General features: G+C 62.8%; 19 protein-coding genes. 10 read left to right on the top strand and 9 right to left on the bottom strand.

The window, feature by feature from the left end; genetic code table 11:
• Positions 1–4 precede the first annotated feature (4 nt).
• The 4 genes from pstB to phoR all read left to right on the top strand — a co-directional run bounded on the left by pstB (position 5) and on the right by phoR (position 3,800).
• The gene (pstB, locus tag FNZ07_RS27010; RefSeq protein ID WP_091020054.1) at positions 5–853 is read left to right on the top strand and encodes a phosphate ABC transporter ATP-binding protein PstB; all 849 of its coding nucleotides are present in this window, start codon (positions 5–7) and stop codon (positions 851–853) included.
• Positions 854–911: 58 nt separating this feature from the next.
• Positions 912–1,616 carry a phosphate signaling complex protein PhoU gene (gene phoU / locus FNZ07_RS27005; RefSeq protein ID WP_091020056.1) on the top strand — a complete coding sequence of 235 codons (705 nt, stop codon included), beginning with the start codon at positions 912–914 and terminating at the stop codon, positions 1,614–1,616.
• 32 nt (positions 1,617–1,648) lie between these two features.
• Complete coding sequence (gene phoB, locus FNZ07_RS27000) at positions 1,649–2,350, top strand: phosphate regulon transcriptional regulator PhoB (protein WP_091020058.1); 702 nt, start codon at positions 1,649–1,651, stop codon at positions 2,348–2,350.
• 133 nt (positions 2,351–2,483) lie between these two features.
• Positions 2,484–3,800, top strand: coding sequence for a phosphate regulon sensor histidine kinase PhoR (gene phoR, locus FNZ07_RS26995; protein ID WP_091020060.1), 1,317 nt, complete (start codon positions 2,484–2,486; stop codon positions 3,798–3,800).
• A 36-nt stretch (positions 3,801–3,836) separates the two neighbouring features.
• On the opposite strand, the gene FNZ07_RS26990 is transcribed toward phoR, so the two are convergent.
• Positions 3,837–5,867 carry an NADPH-dependent 2,4-dienoyl-CoA reductase gene (locus FNZ07_RS26990; protein WP_091020062.1) on the bottom strand — a complete coding sequence of 677 codons (2,031 nt, stop codon included), beginning with the start codon at positions 5,865–5,867 and terminating at the stop codon, positions 3,837–3,839.
• 343 nt (positions 5,868–6,210) lie between these two features.
• Between FNZ07_RS26990 and FNZ07_RS26985 the strand changes: the two genes are divergently transcribed.
• Positions 6,211–7,002, top strand: a complete 792-nt coding sequence (locus FNZ07_RS26985; RefSeq protein WP_091020064.1) for a DUF4397 domain-containing protein — start codon at positions 6,211–6,213, stop codon at positions 7,000–7,002.
• 127 nt (positions 7,003–7,129) lie between these two features.
• Here FNZ07_RS26985 and FNZ07_RS26980 read toward each other — a convergent pair whose 3' ends face one another.
• Complete coding sequence (locus FNZ07_RS26980) at positions 7,130–7,267, bottom strand: entericidin A/B family lipoprotein (protein ID WP_091020066.1); 138 nt, start codon at positions 7,265–7,267, stop codon at positions 7,130–7,132.
• Between the two features lie 302 nt (positions 7,268–7,569).
• On the opposite strand from FNZ07_RS26980, the gene FNZ07_RS26975 reads away from it, so the two are divergent.
• Positions 7,570–7,746: a DUF1328 domain-containing protein gene (locus FNZ07_RS26975; protein WP_091020219.1), complete on the top strand. Its 177-nt coding sequence runs from the start codon at positions 7,570–7,572 to the stop codon at positions 7,744–7,746.
• 183 nt (positions 7,747–7,929) lie between these two features.
• Positions 7,930–8,490, top strand: a complete 561-nt coding sequence (locus FNZ07_RS26970; RefSeq protein ID WP_091020068.1) for a ferritin-like domain-containing protein — start codon at positions 7,930–7,932, stop codon at positions 8,488–8,490.
• A 134-nt stretch (positions 8,491–8,624) separates the two neighbouring features.
• Here FNZ07_RS26970 and galU read toward each other — a convergent pair whose 3' ends face one another.
• Together galU and FNZ07_RS26960 are read right to left on the bottom strand one after the other, a co-directional pair.
• On the bottom strand, positions 8,625–9,506 hold the full coding sequence (gene galU / locus FNZ07_RS26965) for a UTP--glucose-1-phosphate uridylyltransferase GalU (RefSeq protein WP_091020070.1): 882 nt from the start codon (positions 9,504–9,506) through the stop codon (positions 8,625–8,627).
• Between the two features lie 46 nt (positions 9,507–9,552).
• Positions 9,553–12,420: a valine--tRNA ligase gene (locus FNZ07_RS26960; RefSeq protein WP_091020073.1), complete on the bottom strand. Its 2,868-nt coding sequence runs from the start codon at positions 12,418–12,420 to the stop codon at positions 9,553–9,555.
• A gap of 235 nt (positions 12,421–12,655) precedes the next feature.
• On the opposite strand from FNZ07_RS26960, the gene FNZ07_RS26955 reads away from it, so the two are divergent.
• Positions 12,656–15,007 carry a UvrD-helicase domain-containing protein gene (locus tag FNZ07_RS26955; RefSeq protein WP_091020075.1) on the top strand — a complete coding sequence of 784 codons (2,352 nt, stop codon included), beginning with the start codon at positions 12,656–12,658 and terminating at the stop codon, positions 15,005–15,007.
• Positions 15,004–15,819 carry a 5'-methylthioadenosine/adenosylhomocysteine nucleosidase gene (locus FNZ07_RS26950; RefSeq protein ID WP_091020078.1) on the top strand — a complete coding sequence of 272 codons (816 nt, stop codon included), beginning with the start codon at positions 15,004–15,006 and terminating at the stop codon, positions 15,817–15,819. The genes FNZ07_RS26955 and FNZ07_RS26950 overlap by 4 nt, the downstream gene beginning before the upstream one ends.
• Before the next feature lie 21 nt (positions 15,820–15,840).
• Here FNZ07_RS26950 and FNZ07_RS26945 read toward each other — a convergent pair whose 3' ends face one another.
• Positions 15,841–17,742, bottom strand: coding sequence for a propionate--CoA ligase (locus FNZ07_RS26945; protein ID WP_091020080.1), 1,902 nt, complete (start codon positions 17,740–17,742; stop codon positions 15,841–15,843).
• A 216-nt stretch (positions 17,743–17,958) separates the two neighbouring features.
• Positions 17,959–19,212: an MFS transporter gene (locus FNZ07_RS26940; protein ID WP_091020082.1), complete on the bottom strand. Its 1,254-nt coding sequence runs from the start codon at positions 19,210–19,212 to the stop codon at positions 17,959–17,961.
• A gap of 314 nt (positions 19,213–19,526) precedes the next feature.
• On the opposite strand from FNZ07_RS26940, the gene FNZ07_RS26935 reads away from it, so the two are divergent.
• On the top strand, positions 19,527–21,206 hold the full coding sequence (locus FNZ07_RS26935) for a methyl-accepting chemotaxis protein (RefSeq protein ID WP_091020084.1): 1,680 nt from the start codon (positions 19,527–19,529) through the stop codon (positions 21,204–21,206).
• 27 nt (positions 21,207–21,233) lie between these two features.
• Here the strand turns inward: FNZ07_RS26935 and FNZ07_RS26930 are convergent, their stop codons facing one another.
• Genes FNZ07_RS26930 through FNZ07_RS26920 form a run of 3 tightly spaced genes read right to left on the bottom strand, consistent with a single transcriptional unit; the run spans position 21,234 to position 24,502 of the window.
• Positions 21,234–22,094, bottom strand: a complete 861-nt coding sequence (locus tag FNZ07_RS26930) for an efflux RND transporter periplasmic adaptor subunit (protein WP_091020087.1) — start codon at positions 22,092–22,094, stop codon at positions 21,234–21,236.
• A 13-nt stretch (positions 22,095–22,107) separates the two neighbouring features.
• Positions 22,108–22,308, bottom strand: coding sequence for a DUF1656 domain-containing protein (locus tag FNZ07_RS26925; RefSeq protein ID WP_091020089.1), 201 nt, complete (start codon positions 22,306–22,308; stop codon positions 22,108–22,110).
• Positions 22,298–24,502: an FUSC family protein gene (locus tag FNZ07_RS26920; RefSeq protein ID WP_091020091.1), complete on the bottom strand. Its 2,205-nt coding sequence runs from the start codon at positions 24,500–24,502 to the stop codon at positions 22,298–22,300. Before FNZ07_RS26920 ends, FNZ07_RS26925 begins: the two co-directional genes overlap by 11 nt.
• Positions 24,503–24,511: the final 9 nt, after the last annotated feature.

The raw sequence follows: 24,511 nt of genomic DNA, 5'->3' as shown, positions 1-24,511 counted from the left end.
TCCGATGAATATGGCAGAGAGTCACCTCAACCCCGTCGAGCGCCCGGCCGCGCCCTCTGGCTTCGATCCGGCCGCGAGCGAACGCACGCATGCGCCGACGCAGCCGAAGATCGAGGTCAACGACCTCAACTTCTTCTACGGCAAGTATCACGCGTTGAAGAACGTCAACCTGAAGATTCCCGAAGGCAAGGTGACCGCGTTCATCGGTCCGTCGGGCTGCGGTAAGTCGACGCTGCTGCGCACCTTCAACAAGATGTATGCGCTCTATCCGGAGCAGCGCGCCGAAGGCGAAATCCTGATGGACGGCGAGAACCTGCTGACGACCAAGCGCGACATCTCGCTGCTGCGCGCGCGCATCGGCATGGTGTTCCAGAAGCCGACGCCGTTCCCGATGTCGATCTACGACAACATCGCATTCGGCGTGAAGATGTTCGAGTCGCTGTCGCGCTCGGAGATGGACGACCGTGTCGAGTGGGCGCTCACCAAGGCCGCGCTGTGGAACGAAGTGAAGGACAAGCTGGGCCAGAGTGGCTACGGTCTGTCCGGCGGCCAGCAGCAGCGGCTGTGTATCGCGCGCGGTATCGCGATCCGCCCTGAAGTGCTGCTGCTCGACGAGCCGTGCTCGGCGCTCGATCCGATTTCGACGGGCCGCATCGAGGAACTGATCGCGGAGCTGAAGAGCGACTACACGGTCGTGATCGTTACGCACAACATGCAGCAGGCCGCGCGTTGTTCGGACTACACTGCCTACATGTACCTGGGCGAACTGATCGAATTCGGCGATACCGAGAAGATCTTTATCAAGCCGGTCCGCAAGGAAACCGAAGATTACATCACCGGCCGCTTCGGCTGAGCGCCGCTCGATGCCACGCAAGCGGCCCGCGTCACGCAGTATCAGAAGGGAGCATGACATGTCCGACAAACACCTCTCCAGTCAGTTCGATGCCGACCTGAACCTCGTATCGTCGAAGGTTCTCGAAATGGGCGGCCTCGTCGAATCGCAGATCGTGAACGCGATGCTGGCGCTGAACGGCTTCGACGCGGAGATCGCCGACCAGGTGATCGCCGCCGAAGAACGTCTGAATGCGATGGAAATCGAAATCGACGAAGAGTGCAGCAATATCATCGCGCGCCGTCAGCCGGCCGCGCGCGACCTGCGCCTCCTGATCGCGATCTCGAAGACGATTACGAATCTCGAACGCGCCGGCGATGAAGCCGAGAAGATCGCGAAGCGCACCAAGCGTCTGATGGAGGAGACCTCGTCGCGCACCATCAACATCGCGGAAATCAAGCTATCCGGCGAAATGGCCGTGTCGATCCTGCGCCGTGCGCTCGATGCGTTCGCGCGTCTCGATACCGTGGCCGCCGCGCAGATCGTGCGCGACGACAAGGCGATCGACGAAGAATTCCGCGCGTTCGTGCGCAAGCTCGTGTCGTACATGACCGAAGATCCGCGCACGATCTCCGCGGGCCTCGACTTCCTGTTCATCGCGAAGGCGATCGAGCGGATCGGCGACCATGCGAAGAACATCGCCGAATTCATCATCTATATCGTCAAAGGTACGGATGTGCGGCACAAGTCGCGTGACGCGCTCGAGCGCGAAGCGCTTAGTTGATTCCCGCTTTTTATTAAGGTCAAGAGGTGCCGATGCCTAGCAGCATTCTCGTCATCGAAGACGAGCCCGCCATTTCGGAGTTGATTTCGGTCAACCTTCAACACGCGGGACATTGCCCGATCCGTGCGTACAACGCCGAACAGGCGCAGAACCTGATCAGCGATGTGCTGCCCGACCTCGTTCTGCTCGACTGGATGCTGCCGGGGAAATCCGGCATCGCATTCGCACGCGACCTGCGCAACAACGAGCGTACGAAGCACATCCCAATCATCATGCTGACCGCGCGTGGCGATGAACAGGACAAGGTGCTCGGCCTCGAAATCGGCGCCGACGACTACGTGACGAAACCGTTCTCGCCGAAAGAACTGATGGCGCGTATCAAGGCGGTGCTGCGCCGCCGCGCGCCGCAGCTCACCGAAGATGTCGTCGCGATCAATGGTCTGAAGCTCGATCCCGCTACGCATCGGGTCGCCGCGCATGCGGAAGGCAGCGAGGTCAAGCTCGATCTCGGGCCGACGGAATTCCGTCTGCTGCATTTCTTCATGACCCATCCGGAACGCGTGCACAGCCGCACACAACTGCTCGATCAGGTGTGGGGCGATCATGTGTTCGTCGAAGAGCGGACCGTTGACGTGCACATCAAACGTTTGCGCGCGGCGCTCAAGCCTGCCGGGTGCGATGCTATGATCGAGACGGTTCGCGGCAGCGGTTACCGGCTTGCGCGGGCCGCATAACGCGGCATTCACCGCAGGTGGCGATGTCCAGCCGGTCCGCCGGTGGCGCGGTGCGCTCTGTCTGGCGCGCTTGCTGCGTGCGTCGCCGAACCGTGCGTGCAGCGTGCCTCATCCTTTCTTCGATCGCTAGAACATGAACGTCATCTGGACGCGCTCCATCGTGTCGGTCGTGCTGCTTGCCGTTCTGTGCGCGGCGCTTGGCGTGCTGTTCAGCGTCAAGGCGGCACTGGTCCTCGCGATACTCGTGCTGCTCGTGCAGAGCATCTTCAGCACATTTCACAAGCAGCGTCTGTGGCGCCTGCTCGATGCTCCGGTGTATGGCGAGGTGCCGAGTGCGCCCGGCATCTGGGGCGAAATCTATTACCGGCTACACAAGCTCGCGAAGCGCTGGCATGCACAGGTGCGCCAGGTCGAACAGCAGCATTCGCGTTTTATCCAGGCCATCCAGGCTTCGCCGAACGGCGTGGCAATGCTCGACGATCACGATCAGATCGAGTGGTGCAATGCGATCTCCGAAGTTCACTTCGGGCTCGACGCGAAGCGCGATCTGCGGCAACACATTACCCACCTCGTTCGGCAGCCCGATTTCGTCCGTTACCTGAACTCGCATCAGTACGACGAAATGCTGATCATGCGCGGGATGGGCGACAAGCGGCAGAACGTGCTGTCGGTGCAGGTGTTTCCGTACGGCGAGAACCGCAAGCTCGTGCTGTCGCAGGACATCACCGAGCTCGAGCGTACCGACGCGATGCGGCGCGACTTCGTGGCGAACGTTTCGCATGAACTGAAAACGCCGCTCACCGTGCTGTCGGGTTTCCTCGAGACGATGCGCGAATTGCCGCTCGGCGAAACGGAGCGCACGCGCTACCTGGAACTGATGGAGCAGCAGGCGTCGCGCATGCGGCATATCGTCAGCGATCTGCTGGTGCTGGCCACGCTCGAAGGCGACGGCAAACCGCCCAGCAGCAGCCAGATGATCGATATGCGCGCGGTATTGCGCCATCTGAAGGAGGACTCGCAGAGTCTGTCCGGCGACCGGCACCGCATCTCGTTCGACGTGGACGAGGCGCTGACGGTAACCGGTGTCGAGACCGAGCTGATGAGCGCGTTCGGCAATCTGTTGACCAACGCAATTCACTACACGCCCGACGGCGGCACGATCCATGTGAACTGGCACGCGCAGGGCGAGTGCGCGGTGTTCTCGGTGATCGATAGCGGCCTTGGCATTCCCGCCGCCGATATCCCGCGGCTCACCGAGCGTTTCTATCGTGTGGACCGCAGCCGGTCGCGCGATACCGGTGGCACCGGGCTCGGCCTCGCGATCGTCAAGCACGTGCTGCAGCGGCACGATGCGCAACTGGAAGTGAAGAGCGAAGAAGGGCGCGGCAGTACGTTTTCCGTGCGCTTTCCGGCTGCACGTACGGCACGCCGGCAGCCGGCGCCGGTCTGAGTCTGAGCGCCGCACTGCATTGCTACAGAGGATTCGCTATAACCGCGCAGCGAGCTCCGCGCCTTCGCGAATGGCGCGCTTCGCATCGAGTTCGGTTGCAAGCGCCGCACCGCCGATCAGGTGATAACGCGTTCCCTCTGCCGCCTGGGTAGCCGGATAGAGTTCGCGTAACGACTCCTGTCCCGCGCATACCACGATCGTTTCCACTTCGAGCCACTGTGTTTCGCCGCCGCGCGAGATCTTCAGTCCGCGCGCGCCGATCTCGTCATACGTCACGTCGTCGAGCATATGCACGCCGTTGCGTGCCAGCGTCGCGCGATGTACCCAGCCCGACGTTTTGCCAAGCCCCGCGCCAAGCTTGCCGGCCTTGCGTTGCAGCAGCCAGATTTCGCGCGGCGGGTGCGGTTCATCGGGGCGCTTCAGGCCGCCGCGCGTTGTCACCGACAGATCCACGCCCCATTCGTCGAGCCATGCATCGCGTGGCATCGGCAGCGGCGCGCCGGGCGGATGCAGCAGAAATTCGCTGACATCGAAACCGATGCCGCCCGCACCGATCACAGCAACCGTACGCCCCACGGGCGCACCGCGCAGCACCTCCACATACGACAGCACGTTCGGCCCATCGATACCCGCAATGCCCGGCTTGCGCGGCACGATGCCCGTAGCGACGATCACGTCGTCGTAACCACCCGCTGCGAGCAATGCTGCATCGACGCGTGTATCGAGCCTGATATCTACAGCATGCCGCTGCAACTGGCTGCTGAAATAGCGGATCGTTTCCGCGAATTCTTCCTTGCCCGGCACACGCATCGCCAGATTGAACTGGCCGCCCACCACAGATGCCGCATCGAACAGCGTCACGCGATGGCCGCGCGCCGCCGCGACGCTCGCAGCCGACAATCCCGCTGGTCCCGCACCGACCACGGCTACCTTGCGCGGCGTGCTGCCGGTAGCCAGCGGACGATAGACCAGTTCGGTTTCACGACCCGCACGCGGATTCACGAGGCAGGTTGCGCGTTTGTTCTGGAACGTGTGATCGAGACAGGCCTGATTGCACGCGATACACGTGTTGATTTCGTGCGCGCGGTTCTCCGCGGTCTTGACGACGAACTCGGGGTCGGCGAGCAGGGGCCGCGCGAGCGAGACGAGATCGCCGGCGCCCTCGGCGATCAGACGCTCCGCGAGTTCGGGCGTGTTGATCCGGTTCGAGACAATGACCGGCACGCGCACGGCAGCTTTCAAACGCGCGCTGAGCGGCGCGAATGCCGCACGCGGAACCGACGTGACGATCGTCGGCACGCGTGCTTCGTGCCAGCCGATGCCGGTGTTGAACATCGTCACACCGGCTGTTTCGAGCGCCTGCGCAACCTGCACGGTTTCATCCCACGTAGTGCCGCCATCGACCAGATCGATCAGCGACAGCCGGTAGATGACGATAAAACGCTCGCCGCATGCGGCCCGCACCGCCTCGACGATTTCGCGCGGTAACCGCATGCGGTTCTCGATGCTGCCGCCATATTGATCGTTGCGCTGGTTGGTGCGCGGAGACAGGAACTGGTTCAGCAGATAGCCTTCGCTACCCATGATCTCGATACCGTCATAGCCTGCGCGTTGCGCGAGTCGCGCGCAGCGCGCGTAGGCCCGCACGGTTCGCGCGATGCCCGCTTCGCTCAACGCGCGTGGTTTGAACTTCGAGATCGGCGACTTCAGTGCCGACGCCGACACCACGAACGGTTGATAGCCGTAGCGCCCCGCATGGAGAATCTGCAGCGCAATCTTGCCGCCTTCCTCGTGAACCGCTTGCGTGAGCAACCGGTGATTGCGCAAATCGAACACCGAATTGAGCGTGCCGCCGAACGGCAACAGCCATCCTTCGCGATTCGGCGAAATACCGCCGGTGACGATCAGGCCCGTGCCGCCGCGCGCACGCTCGCGAAAATAAGCGGCCAGCTTCGGATAATTCCAGAAGCGGTCTTCCATGCCGGTGTGCATCGAACCCATTACGACGCGGTTGCGCAGCGTCGTGAAGCCGAGATCGAGCTCCGCGAGCAAATTTTGGTAAGACATGCAGGGACCCTTGTAAAGTTTGGGTGCGCACGAACAATACACCGCGACTCGCGCCAAACCTCCGAGGAAAAATTCTAATCCGCCCAGTGCGTTGCGCTGTCAGGCGTTATCGCCCCTCCGGTCGCCCACATCCTTCGACGGCACACCGATTGCTGAATGCGATCGTCCGAAAGACGCGTGCAATTTTTTGCAACACCTCGCTGGTGTCGCACGGCACGTACAGGGATACGACAGGTTGCCGCCATGCATGGCGATATAGCCGGTGCTTTGCCTCACTCACTCCGGGCAGCGCGGCGACCGCATAGCTCAATGGGTAGATGCCCAATACTAACGAGGTGGAAACATGAAATTTATCCGGACCATGGCGGCGGTAGTCGGCGCAGCGTCCTTAGTCGCTGCATGCGGCGGCGGAGGACACGATCTCGGCAAGGAACTCGGGCTGCAGGATGCAGAAATCCACTTCGTTCACGCGATACCGAGTGGACCGACGGTCGATTTTCTCGTCAACAACACGGCGCTGCAGAAAGGCATTAGCTACAAGAACGTGACCAACTTCACGAATATCGGCAATGGGCAGACCACGGTCGCCTACACGGCGACAGGCACGACGACGCCATTGCTCGCGAGCGGAGCGTTTCCCGATGTCGCCAAGGGTCACGAATACACGGTGCTGGCATTGCCGGGACTCACCGCGCCGGATATCGGCCTGATCGACGATCCGTTCGATAAAGGGTTGCTGTCGAACAGCGCGCGACTTCGTGCGTTCAATGCATCGGTTAACGCGTCGAACATCGACCTCTATCTTGTGTCGGCCGGCACGACCGACGTGAGCAGCGTCAGTCCGTCGATGGCGGGTGTGTCGTTCAAGAACGCGGTTCCGGCCAGCGGTCAGGATTCGATCTATGTATCGGGCGGAACCTACCAGTTGATCGCAACGCAGGCCGGCAGCAAGACGCCGATTTTTCAGTCGAACTCGTTCGATTTGCAGAACAACGCGGACTGGCTTGTGACGTCGGTGCCGATCGCGGGTGCGTTGAGCCAGTTGCTGCCGAACCAGATTCACCTGCTCGTGGCGCAGGGCGGCAACACATCGCAACCGGCGCTTGAATTGACGAATACGTTGAACGGTCAGTAATGCACGGCTTCGACGAACGACTTCAGTAGCGGTTAGCCGGAAGGCGCATAAGAAGAAACGGCGGCCCGCATCAGCGGGCCGCCGTTATTTACTGCTTCTGCAAATGCTGCGAGCAGAAAGAGCCCGCTTACTGCGCGACCTTGTCAGCCGTATTGGTGATCGCGTGGCCGCCGCTAGAAATATCCTGGCCGGCACCCGCCACGGTGTTGCAGCCAGCAAGCACGGCGGTGCCGGCGATCAGAAGCAGAGCGATGAGTCGAGTCATGGTGTGTTCTCCCGTTGAAAAAGTATCCGGCTGGCGGCATGGTGCCGACCGGTCCGGTCCGATTGCGTGTCAAGAAAGCGATGATGCAGATGCTGTTGGCGATGCTGCGAATGTCATGCAGGTCGCCGCTGTCGCCGAGGTGCTTACAGTATCGAAATCGGCCAGCAATCGCCGTGCCTGCACGTCCGTGTGCGGCAAGACAGGCTGCGTTTCATGTGAAGACAGGCCTCGCGCCGAACCCAGGCCCGCTGCGTGCTAACTACATGGACACATGCAGTCCAACGGTCCCGGAGGAAAACATCATGCTGAAATGGGCACTCATCTTTGCCGTCATCGCTGTGATTGCCGGCTTGCTCGGTTTTACCGGCATCGCGGCGGGCGCCGCTGTGATCGCGAAGTTCCTGTTCGTGCTGTTTCTGATTCTGTGCGTCGTATTTCTCGTGCTCGGCTTCGTCGTGACGAAGAAGATCGTCGATTAGCGTTGTCGACATGGCACAGCCGATGGTCTTGTTATCGCGGGATTGCTGCCCGCGTGGTTCATCCAGTCACAGGTGAATCGCGTCGTGGGCCGCCTGCCTGCGCCCTCATCGGATTGTCCGAGCGTACTCCATATCTGGTTCGTGCGCGCGGGGAGTCTCTGCAAACCGTTCAAGGAGTGGTCAATGTCGAAATCATCCGATGCACAGCAGTCGAACGATTCGTTCGTGATGGACGTGCAGCATTTGCGCGAACAGGCCCGCAAGCACATGTCGGAAGGTGCGGTTACCGAGACGTATGGCGCGGATCGCGACACCGTGCTGAAACTGCTCAATGATTCGCTCGCGACGGAGATCGTCTGTGTGCTGCGCTACAAGCGCCATCACTTCATGGCGAAGGGCATCAACTCGGAAGCCGTTGCCGCGGAATTCGCCACGCACGCAGCGGAAGAGCAGGGCCATGCCGATCTGCTCGCGGAGCGTATCGTGCAACTAGGCGGTGAACCGGACCTGGACCCGACGAGCTTTCGGTCGCGTGCGCATTCCGAATACAAGGAAGGCAAGAACCTCACCGACATGATTCGCGAGAACCTGATTGCCGAGCGTATCGCAATCGATTCATATCGCGAGATCATTCGCTACCTTGGCGACAAGGACACGACGACACGGCGCATCTTCGAGGAGATTCTTGCCGTCGAGGAAGAGCACGCCGACGACATGGCCGACCTGCTCGACGGTCGCGAATGATGACGGCGGGGGCAGAGCAATAACGTGGGCCTGAGAGACACACGGCGCAGTCGCGAAACGCGCTGCGCCGTGTGGATAAGGCGGAAATGACAGGGGCGATAAGGCCGAAGCCAAAGCGCCTGCAAAGATTTTAGTTAACCTTCCAGTACGCCCGGCCGGTTGCGCAGATACGCTTCGAAATCGGCGGCCACTTCCGGATGCCGCAGCGCGAATTCGACCGTCGCCTTCAGATACCCCAGCTTGCTGCCGCAATCGAAGCGCGTGCCGTGATACTTGTACGCGAGCACCTGTTCATCGGCGAGCAGTGACTGGATCGCATCGGTCAGTTGCAGTTCACCGCCCGCGCCCGGCTTCAATGCACGGATGTGTTCGAAGATACGCGGCTTGAGCACATAGCGACCGACCACACCGAGATTCGACGGCGCGACTTCGGGCGCCGGCTTTTCGATGATCCCCGACATCTTGATGATCGAGTCTTCCCACTCCTTGCCGTCGACGATCCCATACGACTTCGTCTCAGCCGGCGGGATCTCTTCCACGCCGATCACCGAGCTGTGATAGTGGTCGAACACGTCGATCATCTGTGCCATCACGGGCGGCGTGCCGTACAGCAAGTCGTCCGCAAGAATCACCGCAAACGGGTTGTCGCCGACCAGCTTCTCCGCGCACAGCACCGCGTGCCCGAGGCCGAGCGCTTCCGGCTGGCGCACATAGAAGCAATCGACATGGCTCGGCTTGATGCTGCGCACCAGCTCGAGCAGCTTGGTCTTGCCGCGCGCTTCGAGTTCGGCTTCGATCTCGTAGGACTTGTCGAAGTGATCTTCGATCGCGCGCTTGCTGCGGCCCGTCACGAAGATCATTTCAGTGATGCCCGCGGCCATCGCCTCTTCAACCGCGTATTGAATGAGCGGCTTGTCGACGATGGGCAGCATTTCCTTCGGGCTCGCCTTCGTGGCGGGGAGGAACCGGGTGCCGAGACCCGCTACCGGGAAGACTGCCTTTGTAACTTTTAGCATGTGATTACCCTGATCCTCTGGTTACGTTACTGTCGCCCGGCGACCCTTAGGCCGGCAGACGAGCGAGCTGGCTGCCCAGCTTGCCGAGAGTGGTCTGAAAATCTGCCAGCCTTTTTTGCTCCTGCTCGACGACGGCGGCTGGTGCTCTTGCCACAAAGCTCTCGTTCTGGAGCTTCGCATTGCATTTCACGACTTCTGCTTCCAGTCGCGCAATCTCTTTCGACAGCCGTTCGCGTTCGGCCGCGACATCGATCTCGACCTTCAACGCGAGCTTGTCACTTCCTACGATAGCAAACGGCGCGCCATGAGCGGCGGTATCGAAGGCGGATTCGTCGGCGATGATCTGCACTTCCGAGAGACGCGCGAGCGCCTGCACGTACGGCGCGAACGCGCGCAGGCGCTCTGCGTTGCCGGTGGCGAGCAGCGGCACCTTGACCGCCGGCGACAGGCTCATTTCGCCACGCAGGTTGCGGCATGCGTCGATGGTGGCTTTCAGGTCCGTCGCCCACTGTTCGGCCACCGTATCGATTTTCGCCGGCTCCGCAACGGGGTACGGCTGCACCATGATCGACGCTTCGCCGTCCGTCTTGCCCGCCGGATAGCGGTCGGCGAGCGGCGCTACCTTCTGCCACAGCGCCTCGGTGATGAACGGAATGACCGGATGCGCGAGCCGCAGCACGGTTTCGAGCACGCGCAACAGCGTGCGGCGCGTCGCGCGTTGCTGCTCGGGCGTGCCGGTCTGGATCTGCACCTTGGCCAGTTCGAGATACCAGTCACAGTATTCGTCCCAGACGAACTTGTATATGGCGTTTGCCACATTGTCGAAACGGTAGTCGGCAAAGCCCTTCGCGACATCGGCTTCGGTGCGCTGCAGATGCGACACGATCCAGCGGTCGGCCTGCGAGAAATCGGTGTAGCCGCCGGGGCCGCAGTCGCCGGGCTGGCAGTCGCCCGGTTTGCTGAAGCCGCAGTCGTGGCCTTCGCAGTTCATCAGCACGAAGCGCGTGGCGTTCCACAGCTTGTTGCAGAAGTTGCGATAGCCCTCGCAGCGCGCGAGATCGAAGTTCACGTTGCGACCGAGCGTCGCCATCGACGCCATCGTGAAGCGCAACGCATCCGTGCCGAATGCCGCGATGCCGTCGGGGAATTCCTTGCGGGTTTTCTTTTCGATCGTCGCGGCCTGCTTCGGATTCATCAGGCCTGTGGTGCGCTTTGCGACCAGCGCTTCGATGTCGATGCCATCGACGATATCGATCGGATCGAGCGTATTGCCCTTGCTCTTCGACATCTTCTGGCCTTCGGCATCGCGCACGAGGCCGTGCACATACACGGTATCGAACGGCACCTTGCCGGTGAAGTGCGTGGTCATCATGACCATGCGCGCGACCCAGAAGAAGATGATGTCGAAGCCGGTGACGAGCACCGACGAAGGCAGAAACGCCTGCAGTTCCTTCGTGTCGTTCGGCCAGCCGAGCGACGAGAACGGCACGAGCGCCGACGAGAACCACGTGTCGAGCACGTCCTCGTCGCGTCGTAGCGCGCCGGTGTAGCCCTTTGCAGCGGCCTGGGCGCGTGCGTCTTCCTCGTTCTTCGCGACGAAGATCTCGCCGTTCTCGCCGTACCAGGCGGGAATCTGATGGCCCCACCACAGCTGGCGTGAAATACACCAGTCCTGGATGTTCTCGAGCCACTGGTAGTAAGTGGTGGACCAGTTCTCCGGCACGAAGCGGATTTCGCCGCTGCGCACGACGTCGAGCGCCGTTTCGGCAATCGATTTGCCCGGATTGAACGTGCCTTCTGGCGCCGGCTTGCTCATCGCGACGAACCACTGGTCGGTCAGCAGTGGTTCGAGCACGACGCCCGTGCGGTCGCCGCGCGGCACCATCAGCTTGTGCGGCTTTACCGATTCGAGCACGCCGAGCGCTTCGAGATCGGCGACCACCTGCTTGCGTGCGACGAAACGGTCGAGGCCGCGATATTTTTCCGGCGCGTTGTCGTTGATCTTTGCTTCGAGCGTGAGGATCTCGATCTGCGGCAGTTTGTGACGCTGACCGACCTGGTAGTCGTTGAAGTCATGCGCAGGGGTCACCTTCACGACGCCAGTGCCGAATTCGCGGTCGACGTAATCGTCGGCGATGACCGGAATTTCGCGGTCGGTGAGCGGCAGCTTGACGTGTTGGCCGATCAGGTGCGCGTAGCGTTCGTCTTCGGGGTGCACCATCACGGCGACGTCGCCGAGCATCGTCTCGGGACGCGTGGTGGCCACCGTCAGATGGCCGGAGCCGTCGGCGAGCGGATACTGGATGTGCCACAGGAAGCCGTTTTCTTCCTCGCTGGCTACTTCGAGATCGGATACCGCCGTCATCAGCACCGGGTCCCAGTTCACGAGCCGCTTGCCGCGATAGATAAGCCCCTGTTCATACAGCTTGACGAACACGTCGCGCACGGCGGCCGACATCTTGTCGTCCATCGTGAAGTATTCGCGCGACCAGTCGATCGATGCGCCGAGGCGCCGCACCTGGCCCGTGATCGTCGAGCCCGACTGCTGTTTCCATTCCCACACGCGTTCGACGAATTTCTCCCGACCGAGGTCGTGCCGCGAGACGCCTGCGCCGTCGAGCTGCCGTTCCACCACGATCTGCGTGGCGATGCCCGCGTGGTCCGTGCCGGGCACCCACAGCGTGTTTTCACCGAGCATCCGGTGATAACGGATCAGGCCGTCCATGATCGTCTGGTTGAACGCGTGGCCCATATGCAGCGTGCCCGTGACGTTCGGCGGGGGCAGCTGGATCGAGAAATTCTTGCGGCCCGGCTCGAACGCAGGGGCGGCATAGCCGCGTTTTTCCCATTCGGGTGCCCATTGGGCCTCGATGGTCTGGGGCTCGAAACTCTTGGCAAGCGTGCTGTCGCTCATGGGTGGCGGTCTGCTCAAAATGCGTGGAAAGATGCTGTGAGCCTTGAATTATAAAGGGAGTGGGGGATAAACCGGCTGTCGGGTGCGCGAGGCGGTGGGACGGTGGGGTGCGCAGCGGTTACCACCGGGCGTGCACAAGCCTCATCGGCCGATCGCGACACCGGACATATAATGTCGAACGATCTGTCACACCGCGTCCGTCCTGCGCCGCCCTCTGCCGTTTTCCCCAGCTCACATGCCCGATCTGCTCGCCAATCTGAATCCTGAACAACACGCCGCCGTCACGTTACCCAACGAACCGGCCCTCATTCTGGCAGGGGCCGGCAGCGGCAAGACACGGGTACTGATTACCCGGATCGCGTGGCTGATCCAGCAGGGTTACGCCTCGCCGATGACCATCCTCGCCGTCACGTTCACGAACAAGGCCGCGCGCGAGATGATGTCGCGCCTGTCGGCGCTGCTGCCGATCGATACGCGCGGCATGTGGATTGGCACCTTCCACGGCCTGTGCAACCGCATGCTGCGCGCACACTATCGCGACGCGGCGCTGCCGTCGACGTTCCAGATTCTCGATACGGCCGATCAGCTCTCGGCGATCAAGCGCCTGATGAAAGGCCTCAATATCGACGACGAAAAATATCCGCCGAAAAACCTGCAGTACTTCATCAACAACGCGAAAGAGCAGGGGCTGCGGCCGAAAGATGTCGATGCCACCGACAACTTCAACCGCAAGTTTGTCGAGCTGTACGAGGCCTACGACCAGCAGTGCCAGCGCGAAGGCGTGGTCGATTTCCCCGAACTGCTGCTGCGCTGTTACGAACTGCTTGCGCACAATCCACCGCTGCGCGCGCACTACCAGGCGCGCTTTAAGCACATCCTCGTCGACGAGTTCCAGGACACCAACAAGCTGCAGTACGCGTGGCTCAAGATGCTGGCCGGCGAGAGCAACGCGATCTTCGCAGTCGGCGACGATGACCAGTCGATCTATGCGTTTCGCGGCGCGAACGTCGGCAACATGCGCGACTTCGAAAACGAGTTCAACGTCCGCAACCTGATCAAGCTCGAACAGAATTACCGCTCGCACGGCCACATTCTCGATGCGGCAAACCAGTTGATCGCGAACAACGCGCGGCGCCTGGGCAAGAATCTGCGCACCGACGCCGGACACGGCGAACCGGTGCGCGTCTACGAAGCCGCCACCGATACGCAGGAGGCCGGCTGGATCGTCGAGGAGATCCGTGCGCTGATCAACACAGGGCACGCGCGTAGCGAAGTCGCGGTGCTGTACCGGAGCAATGCGCAGTCGCGCACGATCGAGCACACGCTCGTCAACGCAGGCATTCCGTATCGCGTGTACGGCGGCTTGCGCTTTTTCGAGCGGCAGGAAATCAAGCATGCACTCGCGTATCTGCGGCTGATCGACAATCCCAACGACGATACCTCGTTCGCTCGCGTCGTCAATTTCCCGACGCGCGGCATCGGTGCGCGCTCGATCGAACAGGCGGCGGATGCTGCGCGCCAGTACAACTGCTCGATGGCGGCGGCGATCGTGTATGTGGCGGGCAAGGCCGGCTCGAGCCTCAGCGCGTTTGCCACGCTGATCGCGAAGATGCGCGCCGAAACGCAGCAGATGAGTCTGCCGGAAACCGTCGAGTACGTGGTGCGCGCAAGCGGCCTCGCCGATTTCTACCAGAACGAACGCGAAGGTCAGGACCGTCTCGAGAACTTGCAGGAACTGGTCAATGCCGCGGCAGCGTTTGTCAGCGAAGCGGGCTACGGGCTCGATACCCCGGCTCGTTCGATTCCGCTGCGCCCTGGTGCGACCGCGCCGCCCGAACTCGAAGCGCAGGGTGACAGCGTGGTGGTGCTCGACGCTGTGGACGTGACCGACCCCGCGCAGAATCCCGACACGATGACACCGCTGGCCGGGTTCCTCTCGCATGCGTCGCTCGAAGCCGGCGACAACCAGGCGCAGGCGGGCCAGGACGCCGTGCAGTTGATGACAGTGCACGCGGCGAAGGGACTCGAATTTACGGCGGTGTTCATCACTGGCCTTGAAGAGGGGCTGTTTCCGCACGAGAACAGCGCGATCGAAGCGGACGGGCTCGAAGAAGAGCGCCGTCTGATGTATGTGGCGATCACGCGGGCGAAGGAGCGGCTGTATCTGTCGTTTGCGCAGAGCCGGATGCTGCATGGCCAGACGCGCTACAACATTCGCTCGCGGTTTTTCGATGAACTGCCGCAGGACACGTTGAAGTGGCTCACGCCGAAGGTCGAGGCCGGTTCGCGTTGGGGCGGTCGGTCCGACAATGCCGGTTACGGGCGCGACTGGTTTGGCCGATCCGATCGTCAGAGCGAATATTCGGACCCGGCGGTTACCGCGCCGTTGCCGGCTTTCGCGAACGCGCAGCGTGCCGCCGAAAGTGGCTTTCGCATCGGTCAGCCGGTGTTCCATACGAAGTTCGGCGAAGGCACGATCACGGCGCTCGAAGGCGGCGGTCCGGATGCGCGGGCTCAGGTGAAATTCAAGCGGCACGGTGAGAAGTGGCTTGCGCTGGCGGTCGCGAAACTGCAGGCGGTCGAATGAAAGGGCTTGATATGTTGTTGAGTTCGTCTGTCGGGACTTCTGGTGCGCAGCGACCGCTGGGCATCCTCGCCGCGCTGCCGGAAGAACTCGGCGATCTACTCGATGCGATGCGTGCCGGCTCCGGCGTGCAGACGGTTACGCATGGACGACGCGAGTATCACGTCGGCAGCGTACACGGTGTGCGTTGCGTCGTGACGCTCGCGCGCATCGGCAAGGTCGCGGCGGCGGCGACCGTGAGCGCGCTGATCCACGCATTCAATATCGAAGCGATTGTGTTTGCCGGCGTTGCTGGTGGAGTGGGACGCGCGGTGAAGATCGGCGATATCGTCGTGTCGGATGCGCTGCTGCAGCACGATCTCGACGCGTCACCACTGTTTCCGCGTTTTGAGGTGCCGTTGCTCGGCATCGCGCGCTTCGCTGCCGATCCCGCGCTTGCCGCACAGCTCGCTGCGGCATGTGAGCGCTTCGTCGCGCAGGAAGGCGCCGCGCTCGCGGCCCGCTTCGGGACGCAGATGCCGCGCGTGCACCGCGGTCTCGTGATCAGCGGCGATCAGTTCGTTGCGAGTGCCGCGGCGGTCGAAGCGCTGCGCGATGCGCAACCCGATGCGCTCGCCGTCGAAATGGAAGGGGCGGCGATCGCCCAGGTCTGCTACGAGTACGGCGTGCCGTGCGCGGTGGTGCGCACGATCTCCGATACCGCCGACGATCACGCGCCGGCGTCGTTCGAGAGTTTTCTGAGCGAGATTGCCGGCACGTATTCGACGGGCATCCTGCAGCGGTTTTTGCAGGACTTTGCGAACACGCGCGGCTGACCTCGTGCTAACCGCACCGCGCTAGCCGCGCGGGGTATCGAGTGCCTCGCGCACCTGCTGCAGCGCGACCGGATCTTCGATGGTCGGCAGATCGCCGGGATCGCGGCCTTCTGCGAGCGCCGCGATCGCGCGGCGTAATAGCTTGCCCGAGCGGGTTTTCGGCAGCATCGCCACGACATGCACGCGTGCCGGCCGCGCGATTGCGCCGAGCTGGCGATCCACAGTCTTCACAAGATCGGCTTCGAGCTTGCTGCGGGCATCGTCGGTTGCGTAACCACCGGCGTCGCGTAGCACCACGAACGCGAGTGCAACTTGCCCCTTCAACGCATCCGTCACGCCAACTACGGCGACTTCCGCGACGGCCGCATGGCTCGATAGCGCCTCTTCGATTTCGCGCGTGCCGAGCCGGTGACCGGCGATGTTGATCACATCGTCGGTGCGGCCGAGGATCGTCACGTAGCCGCCTTCATCCTGCACACCCCAGTCGAAGGTCGAATACACGTGCTGGTTCGGCACGCTCGACCAGTACGTATCGACGAAGCGCGCGTCGTCATGCCATACCGTTGCCATGCAGCCGGGCGGTAGCGGATAGCCAAGCGTGATGACGCCTTTTTCGCCGGGTGCGCAGGGCTCGCCGGTGTCTTCGTTGCGAAGCGTCAGATCGTAGCCGTACACCGGCATGCCCGGTGAGCCGAGCTTGGGTGGCAGGACTTCGACGCCGCGCTGGATCGCGAGCATCGGCCAGCCGGTTTCGGTCTGCCAGTAGTTGTCGACCACTGGCTTGCCGAGCGCGTCGCCGATCCACGAGGCAGTCGGTTCATCGAGCGGTTCGCCAGCCAGAAAGAGCGTGCGCAGGCTCGACAGATCGGACTGCTTCAGCAGCGCCGGGTCCTGTTTCTTGAGCACGCGGATCGCGGTCGGCGCGGTGAACATCAGGTTGATGCGGTGTTGCTCGACGAGCCGCCACCACACGCCGCCGTCCGGACGCACCGGTGTGCCTTCGTACATCACCGTGGTGAGCCCCGCGAGCAGCGGCGCGTAGATGATGTAGCTATGGCCGACCACCCAGCCGATGTCCGACGCGGTAAACATCGTGTCGCCGGGCCGCCCCTCGAAGATGTATTCCATCGATGCCGCGAGCGCTACCGCATAGCCGCCGACATCGCGTTGCACCCCCTTGGGCCGCCCCGTCGTGCCCGAGGTATAGAGCACGTACGACGGTTCACTCGATTCGAGCCACTCGCACGGCACATGCGCATCGAAAAACTGTTCGCGCAGCGGCTCGTAGTCGATGAGGTAGCTGGCGTTGAGACGCTCGGGCGCGAGCTGCCGGTCGATCAGCAGCACATGCGGCGGTTTGTGCGTGGCGCGGGCGAGCGCCTCGTCGACGAGCGGCGTGTAGTCGATCACCTTGCCGCCGCGTGCGCCGGCATCGGCGGTGACGATCAGCACGGGCTGCGCGTCGTCGATGCGCGCGGCCAGATTCGGCGCAGCGAACCCGCCGAACACGACCGAATGAATCGCACCGAGCCGCGCGCAGGCGAGCATCGCGAAGACGGCTTCGGGGATCATCGGCAGATAGATCAGCACGCGGTCGCCGCGCTTCACACCGAGCGAGCGCATCGCGGCGGCCATCCGGTTGATTTCGGCGTGCAGCTCCGTGTACGTATAGCGGCGCTCGATACCGGTTTCCGTCGATACGTAGATCAGCGCGTTTTGCTGCGGACGATCGGCGAGATGCCGGTCGACGGCGTTGTGACAGAGGTTGGTGCGCCCGCCGACGAACCAGCGCGCAAATGGTGGATTCGAGCGGTCGAGCACCGTATCGAATGGCGTTTCCCAATGGATGCGTTTGGCCTCTTCGCGCCAGAACGCTTCGGGATCTTCGATCGAGCGGCGGTGGAAATCGCGGTACGAGGGCATCGGCGATCCTGTCTTTGTGTGATTGAAGCTGTCGCGCAGAGCGGGTTCTGCGGGTCTCTTCAGGCAGGATAGAGCAGGCGGGAGGGGTGGGCAATGTGTGGCGATCTGTCCGCTTGGGCGAGCGGCGTAAAAAAGAGGCTGCTTCAGATCGCAGCGTCTATCGAAAGACGAAGCGATCAGAAGCAGCCTCTCTGGCCAAAACCTGAATTTAAACGGTTAAGCCTTCGCCTTCTTCTCAAGATCGGGCAGCAATATCGTCAGCATGCCGAGCAGCGGCAGGAACGAACATACCTTGTAGACATACTCGATACTGGTCGCATCGGCGAGCTGCCCAAGCACCGCGGCGCCAATCCCGCCGAGCCCGAACGCGAAGCCGAAGAACAACCCCGCGATCATCCCGACCTTGCCCGGAATCAGTTCCTGCGCGTACACGAGAATCGCCGAGAACGCTGAGGCCAGCACGACACCGATCACGACAGTCAATACACCGGTCCAGAACAGATTCGCATACGGCAGCAGCAGCGTGAACGGCGCGACACCGAGAATCGACACCCAGATCACATACTTGCGCCCGATCCGGTCACCGATCGGACCGCCGATGATCGTACCCGCCGCCACCGCCGCGAGAAACACGAACAGATGAATCTGCGCCGCCTGCACCGGCAGATGGAACTTGTCGATCAGATAGAACGTGAAGTAGCTGTTGATACTCGCGAGATAGAAGTACTTCGAAAACACCAGCATCACGAGCACGCTCATGGCGAGCATGACCTGCCTGCGCGACAGCGTCGCGTGACCGACCTGCGCGCGCGCTTTCTTGACCAGCGGATTCTGTTTATACCAGCGGCCGATCTGCGTCAGGATGACCATGCCGACCAGCGCCGCCAGCGAGAACCACGCAATGCTGCGCTGGCCATGCGGAATCACGATCAGTGCGGCGAGCAGCGGTCCGAGCGACGATCCGGCGTTGCCGCCCACCTGGAACAGCGACTGTGCGAGACCGTGCTGTCCGCCCGACGCCATGCGCGCCACCCGCGACGATTCCGGATGAAATACCGACGACCCGCAGCCGACCAGCGCCGCCGCAATCAGCAACACGCCGAAACTCGGCGCCACTGACATCAGCAGCAGCCCCACCAGCGTGAAGCCCATGCCGACCGGCAACGAATAGGGTTTCGGGTGTTTATCGGTGTAACTGCCGACCAGCGGTTGCAGCATCGATGCCGTGATCTGGTAGGTCAGCGTGATCAAGCCGATCTGCCCGAACGAGAGCGAAAAATTGCTCTTCAGCATCGGGTAGATCGCGAGGATCAGCGACTGGATCATGTCGTTGAGCAGGTGCGAGAAGCTGATCGCACCGAGCACCGAATAGACGGTGCGCTGCACCTTCGCCGCCGGGCCGCCGGCGGGCACGCTTGCGGGAGCGGTGCCGCCGCTTGCCATCGCGCGTTTGTCGAGACTCGTTTCCATACGTTCGTGTGAGAGAAAAGTAATGGGAGACCGGCATTGACTGCCTGCGACAACACGACGCCTTGACCGGTGGTTTTGAATCTATTGACGCAGTGTAATGTGGCTCACATGAATTGTCCGGACAACTTTTGTCGCGAATCGGACATGGCCAGCCCACGAATCACGCCGGCGGCCGCTTCTGCCGCGCCGCAGCCAATATTAAAGATCGCAGCCAGAGTTGCCGTAGACCGGGAGAGACACGGCGCCATGAAGCCGCAATGAAGCCGCCATGCTGGAACCGACCTTTCCGGCATCGATACCTGAGGGTAGACCATATGAAAGCAGTTTCGCTGGGCAGCCAGCCGGGCGCGGGGTTCGTTCCGGAAGGGGAGCCGGCCGTCGGCGCGTCGCAAGTGAGCCAGCCGCGCGTTCGCAGCGGGCAGACGAAGGGCATGTCGGTCAAGACGACGCTGCGCCTTGCGTTTGCCGTGCTGCTGGTCGGTACGCTCGCGATCGGCGTGTTCTCGTTGACGCAGATCAGCCGCCTGAACGGCGCGAGCCGGTCGATCTACGACCAGGGGCACGTCGCGAGCCGTGCCGCCGAGGAAGTGCGCGGCTACGTGCTGCGCGCAAGCCGCGCGCAAAAGATGCTGCTGACCGCGACCACCGCGAAAGAGCGCGACGACCTCGGCTCGGACATCGACAAGGGGCTCACGGCGATCGGCACCGAACTGAACACGCTGCAGCGCTACGGCGACCCGTCCGATGCGAAGGCTGTCGCATTGCAGAAAACCTTCACGGCATCGGTTGGCGTCTGGAGCGGCCATCTGCGCGATTTCGTGAAACTCGTGAAGGCGCAGCCGCTCGACCTGTCGCAGATGAACTGGCAGGTCGGCACGCAGGACGTGTCGCTGCTCGTCGAAACCGGCAAGCTCGAAAAACTCGTCGACGACCTCGTCGCGCAGCGCGGTACCGCCGCGAAGGCGACCATCGACGCATCCGCGTTCATCTTTCATTCGTCGTTTGTGATGATCGCGGGGATGACGGTCGCGTTGATCGTGCTCGCGTTCGCGATCAGCGAATGGGTGGTCCGGCGACTCGCGCGGCAGCTCGGCGGGGAACCGGTTTACGCGAAGGAGATCGCGAGTCGCATTGCGTCAGGCGATCTGTCGAACCAGATCTCGCTCGATCGGCACGATACGTCGAGCATGCTGTCGGCGTTGCGCGACATGCAGTCAGGGCTGTCGTCGACGGTGTCGGGTATTGCCGCGAGTGCCGAGGCGATTGCATCGGCGTCCGGCGAGATATCGATGGGCAATCTCGATCTGTCGCAGCGCACCGAGCAACAGGCGATGGCGCTCGAGCGGACCGCGAGCAGCATGGAGGAACTGACATCGACGGTGCGGCAGAACGCCGACAACGCGAAACAGGCCAGCACGCTCGCCTACAACGCGTCAGCGATTGCGGAGAAGGGCGGTGCCGTGGTGGGCCGTGTCGTCGAGACGATGGGCAAGATCAACGAGAGTGCGAAGAGTATCGGCGACATCATCGGGGTGATCGAGGGCATCGCGTTCCAGACGAATATCCTCGCGCTGAACGCAGCGGTCGAGGCGGCCAGAGCCGGCGAGGAAGGGCGTGGGTTCTCGGTGGTCGCGGGCGAGGTGCGCAATCTCGCGCAGCGCAGCGCTGCCGCGGCGAAGGAGATCAAGACGCTGATCAACGCGTCGGTCGAACGCGTGAGTAACGGCTCGACGCTCGCGCAGGATGCCGGTCAGACGATGGACGAAGTCGTGAAGGCGGTGAAGCGTGTCACCGACATCATGGGCGAGATTTCGGCGGCGTCGGCGGAACAGAGCGCCGGCATCGAGGAGATCAATCTCGCGGTCACGCAGATGGACGCCGGCACGCAGCAGAACGCGGCGCTCGTCGAACAGGCGACCGCCGCGGCGCGTTCGCTCGATGATCAGGCGCGGGCGCTCAAGCAGATGGTGGGGAAGTTTTCGCTGGTTAGTTGAGGCGGGTCCGCCCGCGCAGCAACCCACCTAGCTCGGCGAAACCACCACCGTACACGTCGTCCCCGCCGACAGCACCATCCCGTCCGGCACGCTGTCGATGTGGATTCGCACCGGCACACGCTGCGCAAGCCGCACCCAGTTGAACGTCGGGTTCACATCGGCGAGCAGTTCGCGGCTCTGCGGATTGTCGCGATCGTAGATACCGCGCGAGATGCTCTCGACGTGCCCGCGCAACTCGCCACCGCTCATCAAACGGATCTCCGCCTTGTTGCCGATTTTCACGTGCGGCAGCTTGGTTTCCTCGAAGTAGCCATACACCCAGAACGAGTGACTATCGACGATCGCGAGCTTCGGCGTTCCCGCGATCGCATAGTCGCCGCGATACACGCTCAGGTTCGTCACATAGCCGTCCACCGGCGACACGACCCGCGTGCGTTCGAGGTTCAACTTCGCGGCATCGAGTGCGGCGAGCGCCTGTTCGTATTCCGCTTCCGCGGCATTTGCCGAATGCGACGCGTTGTCGCGGCTTTCCTTCGATACGACGAGGCTGTCCATATCCGCCCGGCGCTGCGCGTCGTCGCGCCGCATCTGCAGTTCGGCCTTGCGTGCGGCGACCGCAGCCTGTGCCTGCTCGACGGCGATCTGGTAGTGCGACGGATCGATCTGCATCAGCAAGTCGCCTTTCTTGACGGGCTGGTTGTCGCCCACCGGCAGTTCGACGACGGCACCCGACACGTCGGGCGCGATGTTGACGACTTCAGCGCGCACGCGGCCGTCGCGGGTCCACGGTTCGTCCATGTAGTGCACCCACAGCGCACGGCCGATCAGGATCGCGACGATAAAAATGACGGCTGTCGCGACAAAGCCCAGGAAATTTCGGATGGTCATGATTCGACTCGGATCAACGGTAAACGGCGAGGCCAAGCAGGCCGCACACACAGACGAGCAGGCTCGCCCGGAACAGGGAGGGATGCCACACGATGCGGTAGATGCCGGTTACGGCGATCAGCCGGTCGAGCATCCAGGTCAGCACGGCGCCGAGGATGAACAGCAGCACGACAGCCGGCACGTAGGCATCGAAAACGGCGATCTCACGGGGCATGACGAACTCCTTCGGAGGGTGTGCTGCCGGCGCGTCCGCCGCTCACGAGTTCAGCGAGCGGCGATTGCGGGTCGAGCAGCGCGGTACGGATGAAATGCAGATGACTGAGGATGCGTTGCAACTGGTGGCGCTCTTCGCGCGGCGGCTCGAAGCTCGATAGCAGTTGCTGGACTGCCGCGATCGCATCGACGTTGGCCGCAAATGCAGCATTCAGTCGTGAGCCATCCGGCTGCCGATAAAGCGCCGCGACGTGACGGCGCATCGTACGGATGGCGACGCGCCACGGTGTCGTTTCCGCGTAGCGCGCGTCGGCCGGCAGCCCGTCGATTTCGCGCCGCAGATCGATCATCGAGTTACCCGCTTCGAGCACGGCGAACAGCCAGCGCAGCGTGTCGCGCTTGAGCTCCGGCTCGCCTTCCGCGAGTGCGTTGATCTGGAACATCAGGTCGCGTGCACCGCTTTCGAAGCGCGTGCGCAAACGCGCGAGCGGCGCCCGGCACGCGAACACAACCTGCTTGCGCAGATCGGCGAACAGGCGCTTGCGCAGCCACGGCGTCGACGGCGGCAGCAACACCGCGAACGCGAGCGACGATACGAGCATCGACAGCACGAGCGCCAGCGCGTCGTTCATGAAGCCGGTCGGCTCGTACTGGATCACGTTGTCCGGGCCGGCCAGGAAGCAAAAGAAGATGCAGTAGCCGACGCCGTAGCCGACCAGTTTTGGCCGCGTTGTCATGAACACGCCGAGTAGCAGGAACGGCGTCAGCGCGGCGCACAGCAGCGGAAAACCGTCGATATGCGGATAAATGCCGAACACCAGAATGATCGCCATCACCGACGACAGCGTCGTGCCCGCGGCCATCTGGAATGCGGTGCGCGTCGGATACGGCGACGACGATGCGAGCGCGCACACGGCGGCGGCCGTCAGCACGAGCGTTGAACCGCTCGGCCACGCGGTCGCGATCCAGAACGCACCGAGCACCATGATCACGATAGCGGCGCGTACACCCGCAACGCCCGCGGCGATCGGATTGGTCTTCGGCTCGTAGCGCTCGATCCAGCGTTCGCGTTCGTGCGTATCGACGGCGAGCGAGGCGTAGGTTGCCGCGTACGCATGCATATCGTCGACGAAGCGGTAGAGCAGTTCGGCGCCCGTGTCGAAATCGAGCAACGGCACGTCGGCGCGAGTTTCGAGTTCGGCGCGCGTCGCGCGCACGCGCTTCGGTAGCTCTGCCCGGTAGGCGTCGAGCTGGTTCACTACGTGTACGGCGTCGGCCGCGGTCAGCACGGGTTCGCCCGACTTGTACAGCAACGGCGCGATTTCCTTGAAGTACGGCTCGAGCGCTGCGATCGCGCCGGTTGCGACGCTGTCGTGCAGCCGGTTCATCAACTGATGCAGCGCGTGAAAGCGCGTCGACGCCGTCATGAATTCGCTGTTGAGCCGCGCAAGGCGCCCACCGCGCATCCGCGAATCGGGGCTCTCGAAGATGGCGACGCTGCGCGTTGCCTCGAAGCCGACGATATCCGCGACGAAGCGCGCGTTGGTCGCTTCGATGTGGGCGCGGTCGGCGCGCCCCGCCAGCGATGCGGACACGTACTCGACAAAGGATGAGAAACGCGCGCGGATCGTCGTGCGCATCTGTTCGCCTGCGTGCTCCGGAAACACGAGTGCGCTGACCGCGCCCGCACAGACGATACCGAGCACCACTTCCGCAACCCGCGTGAGCGCCGACAGGAACGCGCCGTCCGGGTGCTGCGAGGCCGGGAAGCCGATCAACGCGGCGGTGTAACCGGCGAGCACGAAACCATACGAGCGGAAGTTGCGATTGCGCGCGGCGCCGGCCGTGCAGATACCGACCCAGATCGCGGTCGTGACGATGAAGAGTTCGGGCTGCTGCGCGAACAGACCGATCAGCGCGAGCATCACGACGAGCCCGACCAGCGTGCCGCAGATCCGGTAGAAGCTTTTCGCGAACACCATGCCGCTTTGCGGCTGCATCACGATGAACACGGTTGTCATCGCAGTGCGCGGCTGCGGCAGGTCGAGTTTCATCGCGATGCCTAGCGCGAGCAGCGCGGCGGCGATTGCCTTGAACATGTAGAGCCACGTGCGGCCGTCGGTGCGGGCCCAGTCGGCGGCTGTGTTCAGGAAGCCGCTGAGCGATCTGGCGGGGGCGGTAGTGGAGGTGGACATGGGCGGCTC

This window comes from Paraburkholderia megapolitana, assembly GCF_007556815.1.
In the GTDB taxonomy this organism is placed as follows: Bacteria; Pseudomonadota; Gammaproteobacteria; order Burkholderiales; family Burkholderiaceae; genus Paraburkholderia; species Paraburkholderia megapolitana.
This window is presented reverse-complemented; position numbering and strand designations above follow the sequence as displayed.